The following is a 10017-nucleotide window of genomic DNA, read 5'->3' on the forward strand; positions in this document are numbered from 1 at the left end:
GTCATGGCCGGCTTCAGCCAGGGCGGCGGTGTCGGCCTCGCGCTGTCGAACTGGATGGTGCATGGCGATCCCGGCTTCGACGTCTGGGGCATGGATGTCACCCGCTTCGGCGAATGGGCAGGCCTGCGCTACACCAACGCCAAGGTGCGCGAAAACTATTCGCGCCGCTTCTCCATCCGCTTCCCCAATGAGGAACTGCCGGCGGCACGCCCGGCGCAGACGACACCGCTCTACGACACGATGCTGGCCAACAATGCCGTCATGGGCGACAGCTGGGGACTTGAAACGCCGCTCTGGTTCGCACCGAAAGGCAAGGAACCCAGGGATATCGTCTCCTTCCACCGCTCCAACGATTTTGGGCCGATCGGTGAGGAAGTGCGCGCCACGCGTGAGCGTGTCGGTGTCACCGAGATCGCCAATTTTGCCAAATACGAAGTCTCGGGACCCGCAGCCGAGGATTTCCTCAACCGGCTGATGACCAACCGCATGCCGAAGACCCGCCGTATCGTGCTGACGCCGATGCTCAACGAATTCGGCAAGCTGATTGGCGACTTCACCATCGCCAAGGCGGCAGAAGACCGCTTCATGATCTGGGGTTCCTCGGCGGCGCAGAAATACCACATGCGCTGGTTCGAGAAGCATCTACCGAAGGACGGAACGGTGCGCATCCACCGCTTCGACCAGACGCTGGTCGGCCTGTCGATCGCAGGGCCGAAGTCACGTGACTTGCTGCAGAAATTGGTCGATGTCGATGTCTCGACAAAAGCCTTCCGCTTCATGGATTTCCGCGAGATGGCGGTTGGCGGGGCGCCTTGCATGGTCAACCGCATCACCTACACCGGCGACCTCGGCTATGAAATCTGGATGGCACCGGCCTACGAGCGCCTGGTTTACAAAGCGATCAAGGACGCCGGCGAGGAATTCGGCCTTGTCGATTTCGGCATGCGCGCGCTGCTCTCCATGCGCCTCGAAAAGAATTTTCCGACCTGGTTCCGCGAGTTGCGGCCGATCTATGGACCGTTCGAAGGCGCGATGGACCGCTTCATCAAGCTCGAGAAGAACGACTTCATCGGCCGCGAGGCCGCTGCCAAGGAACAGGCCGAGGGGCCAAAGCTGCGCCGCGTCTCCTTCATCGTCGATGCCACCGACGCCGATGTCATGGGCGATGAGCCGATCTGGGCCAAGGTCAGCAAGGACTATGGCACGGTTGAAAAGCCGCATGGCTATGGCGCGCCCCGCTTCGACGAGGGCGGCAAGGAAATACGTGGCTCCAAGGCTACCGAAGGCGCTTCCGCCGTGCGGGGTATCGTCGACGGTGACTGGCGCGTGGTCGGCTGGGTCACGTCGGGCGGCTATGCGCATTATGTGCAGAAGTCGATGGCGCAGGGCTACGTCCCCGCAGCGCTTGCCGAGGACGAAAGTGCCGGGCTGTTCGAGATCGAGATCCTCGGTCACCGGCGCCCGGCCCGCATCAATGTCGAAGCGCCCTTCGATCCGAGCGGCGAGAAGATGCGGACCTGAGTTTCGACCATGGACAACGCGGGGCCGAAGGGCAGCTTTGGCCGGCATCGCAAAATCATGCCGTTCGAAGCCGATTCGATCGAAGCCTTGCGCGACGCCTCCCGCCAGAAGGCGGCTTCGCTCAACCAGCATGTGCTGGGCTACGGTGCGCAGGCCGAGGCTGAATGGGCCGCGGCAGGCATTGCCGCGCCCGATCTGGCGGCGATGCGCCAATACCGGCTGGAGCGCATCCGCGCCGAGCTGAGGCGCCGCGGCTATGCCGGCGCCGTGCTCTACGATCCCGTCAACATCCGCTACGCCACAGACAGCACCAACATGCAGCTATGGGTGGCGCACAACCCGACGCGGCATTGCTTTGTCGCCGCGGAGGGGCCGGTGGTGCTGTTCGACTATTTCTCCTGCGAGCATTTGTCCGATCATTCCGGCGTCGTCGACGAAGTGCGACCGGCAGTGTCGTGGATGTATCTCTATGGCGGTGAGTTGACCGAGCAAAAGGTCCGCCGCTGGGCCGCAGGAATAGCCGATCTGGTGAAAGAGCATGGCGGCGGCAACAGCCGCATCGCCGTCGACCATATCAATCCGGAAGGCGTCGAGGAGCTGGCTCGCCTCGGCATTTCCATCGGCAATGGCGAAGCGTTGATGGAGAACGCGCGGCTGATCAAATCACCCGACGAGATCCTCGCCATGCGCCGCGCGATCGTCGCCTGCGAGGCGGCGATGGGCGAGATGGAACAAGCGCTGAAGCCGGGGATTTCCGAAAACGAATTGTGGGCGGAACTGCACCGCGGCAACATCGCGCGCGGCGGCGAATGGATCGAGACGCGACTGCTGACGTCAGGCCCGCGCACCAATCCGTGGTTCCAGGAATGCTCGTCGCGCAAGATCGAGGCTGGCGATCTCGTCGCCTTCGACACCGACCTGATCGGCCCCTACGGCTTCTGCGCCGACCTGTCGCGCACATGGCTGTGCGGCGATGGAAAGCCGACCAGCGAACAGCGCGACCTGTTCCGCATCGCTGCCGACCAGATCGGGCACAACGCGGCACTGATGCAGCCAGGCATCTCGTTTCGCGACCTCGTCGAACGCTCGGCGGTGCCGCCCGGCGACTGCTTCCCGACGCGCTACGGCGTGCTCTATCACGGCGTCGGCCTGGCCGATGAATACCCGACCTTGCCGCATGCCAGCGACTGGACATCGGACACTCCGGACGGCGTGCTGGAACCGGGCATGGTGCTGTGCGTGGAAAGCTATATCGGCAGGCTTGGCGGGCGCGAAGGCGTCAAGATCGAGGAACAGATACTGATCACCGAGACGGGCAACGAACAGCTCTCAACCTACCCGTTGGATAAGAGACTGCTCGGCTAGCCCGGCAATGGCCTCGCGCAACGCCCCAACCGTCTTTTCCGGTGTCCCTGCGGCGGTGATGTAGGGCAGGCCTTTGCGCCGTCCGGTCCAGCCAACGACCGCCACCTTTTTCGCCGCCGGCTCGAAGCGTTGCGCCAGCGCCCAACTCTCGCAGTCGATGGCCGCTATATCGGCCTTGCCCTCTGCAATTGCGACGATCGAGGAACGGTGCCCACCGCTTTCGCTGCGCGAGGCAAAGAGGTCAAGGCTCTCGCCCATCGCCTCCAGGTCGCGCGTCAAACCGAGGAACCCCGACATCGAATCGAGGCTGTTGAAGGTGAAGCGCTTGCCGCGGATCCGATCGAGTGGGATCAGCGGGCTGCCGTCATTGGGCGAGGCAACCGACGGCGCGCCATCCGCCAGCATGACGATGGCGCTGGAATAGAGCTCGCCCTGCCCGCCTTCGTAGGCGTCGTAGCTTGGCTGGGCAACCACCTGCACATGCCTGGACAGGCCGAGTTCCATCGGCCCCCAGCAGGTCTGCGCGAACAGCAGCGCCGGGTGCAGCCACAGTCTGTGAAAATCGAGTTCGTCCGGCGGCAATGTCACTGGATCGGATGCGATCAATGCACCGGCAGCATCACGAATACCGCCCGGCACCGGCGGCAGGTCTCCATTGCGCCGCACGATGGTTTGCGGTGCGTCGATACCCTTTTGCCGAAACGCGTCGCGCAACAGCGCCCATTGCGCGTCGACCTCGCCGCGTATTTCGGGCCAGTCATACATCGGCAACGCCGCAACCAATTCACTCATGCCGGATATCAAATCATCATGTCTGGAAAAATGATCGCAAAAACGCGGCGCCCAATCAGAATTGGCCGACACGGATTCCGGGTAGACCGGAATTATTCCTTCGGCGGCTCTGCGGGAACCGGCGCACTGCCGAGTCCGCTGATGCTGCGCGCCCTGATGCGCGGCTTGAAGGCCCTGCCCGGCTCGGCTTGACGCCGCAGCACCGGGTGCACGATCGGCTCCTTCGCCTTGAACGCATAGGCTTTGATCAGCGCGAAATAGTTGGGATAGGCATAGCCATTGTTCATCCGCAGCCATTCCTCACGGCGATCGCGAAACAGCTTGGGCAGCTTGTACCAGGCCACGGTCGGGGTCTTGTGATGGACGAAGTGCAAATTGTTGTTGAGGAACAGGAACGACAGCGGCGAGCGCTCGACGATCACCGTGCGGCCTTCCGGATGTTCCGACCATTGATGCTCGGCGAAAGTACGGATCGAGATCAGCGACTGGCCGAGCCAGACCGGCACCAGAATGTAAAGCCACAGCGGGATGCCGAAGCCGAACTGCACGATCGGCATCACGACGGCAAGGCCGATCGCATGCAGCAGCCAGGCCTTGCGGATCGCCTTGTCACCGGCGATCACGTGCTTGGCATCGTCGATGAAGAAGCCGACGCAGGACAGCCACGGGCCAAGCACGAAGCGGCCGGCCATGGTGTTGTTGATCTTGAGTAGGAATTTCATCGTCGGCGGCAGTTCGTCGTGCTGCCAGAGCGCCTGATAATAGCTTTCCGGATCGTCCAGCGGATCGGTCAGCCGCTCGTCGGCGTGGTGGCGCAGATGGATGGTCTTGAAGCGGCGGAACGGCCAGACCAGACCGATCGGCAGGAACACGAAGGCTTCATTGACCCGCGCGTTGCGTGTCGGATGACCGTGCAGCACTTCGTGCATGATCGACGATTGCAGTGCGGCGGTCAAAGCCAGGAGGGCGAGCGCCAGTATGGGGTAAGATGGCCAGAGCAGGAAACCGGTGGCGAGCCAAGTTGCGTAGCAGAAGAAGGCGAGTACCACGGTCGGCCACTCTATGGCCGGTGCGCTGTGTCGCCTGATGCTCTTGCTCGTCATGCTATCGACCACTGCCCCTCAGTCGCCGGAGCCCCAATTGGCTCCTGACAACATTGTGTCAGGAGAAGTGATTCCACTCAACGAGACAAAGTACACAAACTGTTGCGATTGCGCATTTTTGACCGCACATGTTACACATTGTAAACAGGCTTAGGGATTCATTTACGCCTGAGGTGCGCTCGGAAGCGATTCGGCGCAAATTTTTCCTCAATCGAGGTGGAGCACGCACATGGACAAGCGCGACCTGTCGACGATCTTCCGCGAGCGCCTGAAAACACTCTTGACACGCTCCGACCTCAACCAGTCGGCCTTCGCGACCGCGGTCGGCATCGACCGTTCGGCGCTGTCGCAGCTGCTGTCGGGCGCCTCGACGCGCCTGCCCCGAGCGGAAACGCTGCTCAACATCGCCGCCGAGTTCAAGGTGTCGCTCGATTGGCTTCTCGGCCTCAGCCAGGACGAGGGTCTCACCGGCGAAATCCGCGAGAGCCTGGAGATAGAAGAGGCACCGGACGGCTTCGACCGCACGCTGCTGGCCAAATGGCATGCCGAGGCGGCCGGCACCAAGATCCGCTACGTACCGGCCGGCATTCCCGACCTTCTGCGCACCGAAGCATTGGTCGACTACGAAGCCGGCATCACCAACAAGAGCCGCCTCGCCCAGGCCGGCGAAACGCAATACCGCATCGACTACAACAGGCGGCCGGAAACCGACATGGAAGTCTGCATGCCTCGCCATACGCTGGAGATTTTCGCCCGCGGCCTGGGTGTCTGGGATCGTTTCCCGGAAGCCGACCGCCGCGCCCAATTGCTGCACATGGCGACGCTGCTCGACGACCTCTACCCCACCTTCCGGCTGTTTCTCTATGACGGGCGGATTCGCTATTCCATCCCCTACACCATCTTCGGTCCCTATCGCGCCGCCATTTATGTCGGCGACATGTATCTGGTGCTCAACGCCACCCAGCCGATCCAGACGCTGATCCAGCATTTTGACAATCTGATCCGCGCCGCCGACATCAACGCGCACGAGGCGTCCGGCTTCGCGCACAGGCTGGCCGGCATGTCGTTCCCAACAGGCACTGTCTGATCTCTGGCAATCATGGTCTGATCTCTGGCAATCATGGTCCTCTGGTGGAGCCTCGTCCCGGCCACGCCATTTCCATTTTTGAAGGACAGCTCATGCCCGATCCGCGCCGCATCGTCGTTCCACCCCAGTCGGGCCGCGCCATCCGCGTCTCACAAGGCGACCTCATCCGCATCATCGATCCCAAAGGACAGCAGGTTTCCGATCTCTGGGCTTTCAGCACCGACCCGACGGTCGACTGGCTGAGCACCTCGCAGACCCGTGACATCACCGAGCGGCTTTTTCCCGCAATCGGCGACAGTTTCTTCAGTGCCGCCGCCAAGCCGATGCTGACGCTGGTCGAAGATGGCTCGCCGGGTCCGCACGACATGCTTTACCCCGCTTGCGACAGCGCGCTTTATGAGCGCGCCGGATTTCCCAATCATCCGAACTGCCGGGACAATCTGATGCAGGCGCTGGCCACAGAGGGCATATCGCTGCCTTTCGCCCCCGATCCGGTCGATCTCTTTCAGAACTCCTTGCCGGAACCCGACGGTCGGCTGGTGGTTTCCGCGTCGATCAACCCGCCGGGCGGCTATGTGACGTTGCGCGCCGAACAGGACCTCCTGCTGGTGGTCACCGCTTGCTCGGTCGACCATCACCCGACCAATGGCGGCATCTGCACCGAGATCCACGTCGAGATCACCCCCGGATCGTGAGGAAAGGGCACCATCTGGCCGAGCGGTCGCGGCAAAATCATTGACTACACATAAAGACTTCTTTATATCATTATTCGAATTCGAAACATGAAAGCCAATCCGATGACGACCACGAACCCGATCGATGAGCTGCTGGCTGAAAAGGGCGTGCTGCTGGCCGATGGCGCCACCGGCACAAACCTGTTCGCCATGGGGCTGGAGGCGGGCGAGGCGCCAGAGCTGCTCAACGAGACGGCGCCCGACACCATCACCAGCCTGCATCAGAATTTCGTCGATGCCGGCGCCGACATCATCCTCACCAACTCGTTCGGCGGCACCCGTCACCGCTTGAAGCTGCACCATGCGCAGGATCGCGTGCACGCGTTGAACAAACGCGCCGCTGAGCTTGCGCGTGCGGTCGCCGGCAAGGCCGGCCGCAAGGTGATCGTCGCCGGTTCGGTCGGCCCGACCGGCGAATTGCTGGTGCCGCTGGGCGCCATGACCTATGACGAGGCAGTCGACGCCTTCGCCGAGCAGATCGAGGGCCTCAAGGAAGGCGGCGCCGAAGTCGCCTGGATCGAGACGATGTCGGCTCCAGACGAGATCCGGGCCGCCGCCGAGGCTGCTATCCGCGTCGGCCTGCCCTACACCTATACCGGTTCCTTCGACACTGCCGGCCGCACCATGATGGGCCTGCTGCCCAGGGATATCCACGGCGTCACCGACGGGCTGTCGCAGGCGCCGCTCGGCGTTGGCGCCAATTGCGGCGTTGGCGCGTCCGACATCCTGGCCTCGCTGCTCGACATGACCGAGGCGAAGCCGGAGGCGACGGTGATCGTCAAAGGTAATTGCGGCATTCCCGAATTCCGCGGCACCGAAATCCATTATTCCGGCACGCCCGAACTGATGGCCGATTATGTGCGCCTCGCCGTCGATGGCGGCGCCAAGATTATCGGCGGCTGCTGCGGCACCTCGTTCCAGCACCTTGCCGCCATGCGCAAGGCGCTCGACGCGCACACCAAGTCGGATCGTCCGACGGTTGCGGCGATCGTCGAGCGCATTGGTCCGATGCGCAACCAGGTCGCGACGGAAAACACCGCCGAGACCAGCGAAGCCCGCCGCGAGCGCCGCCGCAGCCGGGCCTGACCTCATCGATTTCGGTTATTCGCTGTTGTCGGCGTAGCTCGACTGCGCCGACTTGAAGTCGACCACATTGTCGCCGCGCATCGTCATCAGCGCGCCCGAAGCGCTGGGGTCGGTGATCTGTTCCAGCATGATGCGGAAGCGGTCGTTGGTCAGCGCCGACAGGGCGGTGTGGCGCGCCTGTGCGACATTGTCACGCCTGGATTCCGATGATGGGGCCGATGAAACCGCCGAGGCGTCTGGCGCCGGGGGTATCGAGTTGGCGATAGTCCTGATCTGCAATTTCGGCTCCCTCAAGCCCAGTACACCTGTCCTGCGTAACAAGGAGGGGGTGGCCATCCGGTACCGGAATTGCCGCGCAATTTAACGACCCATAAAATCCGCGAAAAAAGGCCGGCAAGGTTTCCCTCGCCGGCCTGCCTCACCCGCCCGCGGTCGGTTCCCCCGTATCAGAACGATCCCATCTGAAAGAAACCGGCCGTCATCACCACTTACCGGTTACCGCCCAGCGCAGAGGCAAGGCGCACAAGCGAGAGGAACTCGGCCCTGTACCCAAACGGGTCGGCCCCTCGAGCGGCAGTGGCGATCTCCATGATCTTGTCGTAACCGAACTTCGCGGTCGCATCCTCGTCGCGCAGCTTCTGGCCGAAGGCGGCGACCGCGACGGAGAAGCGCTGGTCGGTGCTGGCCTGGTCGAAGGACGAGATCTCGTTGGCCGAGGTCACCGGCGTGGTGATCAGCTTCGAGACGTCTTCATTCGGCAGCTTGTAGCGGATCTTGACGAAGGCATATTCGTCCGCATTGGCGACGCCGCCATTGTCCACCGACGCCTGGCCATAACGCAGTTGGTCGATCTGCTCGCCACCACTGCCCTTGGGCGTGATCTCGTAGATCGCGGTGACCGAGTGGCCCGAACCGATATCGCCGGCATCGACGCGGTCATTGTTGAAATCCTCGCGGTTCAAGGCGCGGGTCTCGTAGCCGATCAGGCGATATTCCGAGACCTTGTTCGGGTTGAACTCGACCTGGATCTTCACGTCCTTTGCGATGGTGAACAGCGTCGACGAGGCATCCTCGACCAGCACCTTTTCAGCCTCGGCCAGCGTATCAATATAGGCGGCGGTGCCGTTGCCGTTCTGGGCAATGGTTTGCATCATCTGGTCGTTCAGATTGCCGCGGCCGAAGCCGAACACCGACAGGAAAACGCCGGTCTTGCGCTCGCTTTCGATCAGCCGCTTGAGGTCGTCGTCATCGGTCTGGCCGACATTGAAGTCGCCGTCGGTAGCAAGCATCACGCGGTTGACGCCGTCCTTGACGAAGGATTTTTGCGCCAGCCTGTAGGCTTCCTTGATGCCCGCCTCGCCGGCCGTGCTGCCACCGGGCGTCAGATTGTCGATGGCGCTGAGGATCTTGTCCTTTTCGGACGCCTTGGTCGGCTCCAGCACTGTGCCGGCGTCACCGGCATAGGTCACGATCGAGATAGTGTCGTCGGCCTTCAGCTGGCTGACCAGCAGGCGAAATGCCGATTTGAGCAGCGGCAGCTTGTCCGGCTCGTCCATCGAGCCCGAGACATCGATCAGGAAGACCAGATTGGCCTTCGGCTGCTCGGTCGGCTTGACGTCAAAACCCTTGATGGCGACATGCATCAGCCTGGTCTGCGTGTTCCACGGCGTCGGCATGACGCTGACGGTCGAGTTGAATGGTGTCGAGGCCGACTCCGGACCCTTCCAGTCATAGGGGAAGTAGTTGATCATCTCCTCGACGCGAACAGTATCGGCCTGCGGCAGGGTGCCCTGCTTCAGCGAGCCGCGCACGAAGGAATAGGAGGCTGTGTCGACGTCGATCGAGAAGGTCGAGACCGGATCCTCGAGTGCCGCATGCACCGGGTTGGTCTTGAAATCCTCGATGCGGTCGCGGTTTTCCGGTTGCGGCTGCATCTGGTCGGCCGGCAAGATCGACGGCTGCTGCGGCGCCATCAGCTTGGATTCGGCCGGCATGCGGGCTCGCGAGGTGCTGGGTACACTTGCAGCGCCATCCAGCGCGAATTCACCTGTCGGTGCCGGTGGCGCAGGCTCGGCCAGCACACCGCGCTCCAGCGCATTTTGTTGTGCCGCGCCGCCAGCAACGGTCGATTCGGATTTCTGCGGCGAGGCCGGCGCCACAAGCGCATCGGTCGCGCCGCGGCTTTCCACATCCGCGTCTGCCTTCTTGTCCTTCTCCAACTCGCCGCGAGCCGGCTTCGGCTCGGCGGTCGTCGGCTTCACCGTCGCCGGCTTGTCGGCCAGCGTCTCGGTGATCTTCTCGTCGCCGCCGAATTTGGGCGGCTGTTCCC

At 62.8% G+C, this 10017-nt stretch carries 9 protein-coding genes; 5 read left to right on the forward strand and 4 right to left on the reverse strand.

The features are described from left to right. A partial coding sequence (locus tag EN939_RS09620) for a glycine cleavage T C-terminal barrel domain-containing protein (RefSeq protein WP_272483085.1) occupies positions 1-1521 on the forward strand: 1521 nt, incomplete at its 5' end. 9 nt (positions 1522-1530) lie between these two features. Then, entirely contained in the window at positions 1531-2886 is a 1356-nt protein-coding gene (locus EN939_RS09625; protein ID WP_127267832.1) for a M24 family metallopeptidase, read from the forward strand. Here the strand turns inward: EN939_RS09625 and EN939_RS09630 are convergent. After that, a complete protein-coding gene (locus EN939_RS09630; protein ID WP_127267833.1) occupies positions 2851-3678 on the reverse strand; it encodes a phosphate/phosphite/phosphonate ABC transporter substrate-binding protein in 828 nt (275 codons plus the stop codon). The two genes, EN939_RS09625 and EN939_RS09630, sit on opposite strands and share 36 nt — an antisense overlap. Before the next feature lie 92 nt (positions 3679-3770). Next, positions 3771-4781, reverse strand: a complete 1011-nt coding sequence (locus EN939_RS09635; RefSeq protein ID WP_164748999.1) for a fatty acid desaturase — start codon at positions 4779-4781, stop codon at positions 3771-3773. A 229-nt stretch (positions 4782-5010) separates the two neighbouring features. Between EN939_RS09635 and EN939_RS09640 the strand changes: the two genes are divergently transcribed. The 3 genes from EN939_RS09640 (at position 5011) to bmt (ending at position 7688) form a co-directional block, all read left to right on the forward strand. Then, entirely contained in the window at positions 5011-5868 is an 858-nt protein-coding gene (locus EN939_RS09640; RefSeq protein WP_127267834.1) for a helix-turn-helix domain-containing protein, read from the forward strand. 92 nt (positions 5869-5960) lie between these two features. Beyond that, on the forward strand, positions 5961-6563 hold the full coding sequence (locus tag EN939_RS09645; RefSeq protein WP_127267835.1) for a DUF1989 domain-containing protein: 603 nt from the start codon (positions 5961-5963) through the stop codon (positions 6561-6563). Between the two features lie 102 nt (positions 6564-6665). Further along, positions 6666-7688, forward strand: a complete 1023-nt coding sequence (bmt, locus tag EN939_RS09650; RefSeq protein WP_164748998.1) for a betaine--homocysteine S-methyltransferase — start codon at positions 6666-6668, stop codon at positions 7686-7688. Positions 7689-7703: 15 nt separating this feature from the next. On the opposite strand, the gene EN939_RS37960 is transcribed toward bmt, so the two are convergent. Beyond that, positions 7704-7967 carry a hypothetical protein gene (locus tag EN939_RS37960; protein ID WP_164748997.1) on the reverse strand — a complete coding sequence of 88 codons (264 nt, stop codon included), beginning with the start codon at positions 7965-7967 and terminating at the stop codon, positions 7704-7706. A gap of 209 nt (positions 7968-8176) precedes the next feature. Beyond that, positions 8177-10017: vWA domain-containing protein (locus tag EN939_RS09660; RefSeq protein WP_164750927.1), on the reverse strand; the 1841-nt coding region annotated here is incomplete at its 5' end.

Source organism: Mesorhizobium sp. M7A.F.Ca.CA.002.05.1.1, assembly GCF_003998335.1.
In the GTDB taxonomy this organism is placed as follows: Bacteria; Pseudomonadota; Alphaproteobacteria; order Rhizobiales; family Rhizobiaceae; genus Mesorhizobium.

Bases quoted from the DNA above. Each gene is read 5' to 3' on its own strand.
- bmt (WP_164748998.1), top strand. From the start codon at position 6,666: ATGACGACCACGAACCCGATCGATGAGCTGCTGGCTGAAAAGGGCGTG.
- EN939_RS09645 (WP_127267835.1), top strand. From the start codon at position 5,961: ATGCCCGATCCGCGCCGCATCGTCGTTCCACCCCAGTCGGGCCGCGCC.
- EN939_RS09635 (WP_164748999.1), bottom strand. From the start codon at position 4,781: ATGACGAGCAAGAGCATCAGGCGACACAGCGCACCGGCCATAGAGTGG.
- EN939_RS09625 (WP_127267832.1), top strand. From the start codon at position 1,531: ATGGACAACGCGGGGCCGAAGGGCAGCTTTGGCCGGCATCGCAAAATC.
- EN939_RS09640 (WP_127267834.1), top strand. From the start codon at position 5,011: ATGGACAAGCGCGACCTGTCGACGATCTTCCGCGAGCGCCTGAAAACA.
- EN939_RS09630 (WP_127267833.1), bottom strand. From the start codon at position 3,678: ATGAGTGAATTGGTTGCGGCGTTGCCGATGTATGACTGGCCCGAAATA.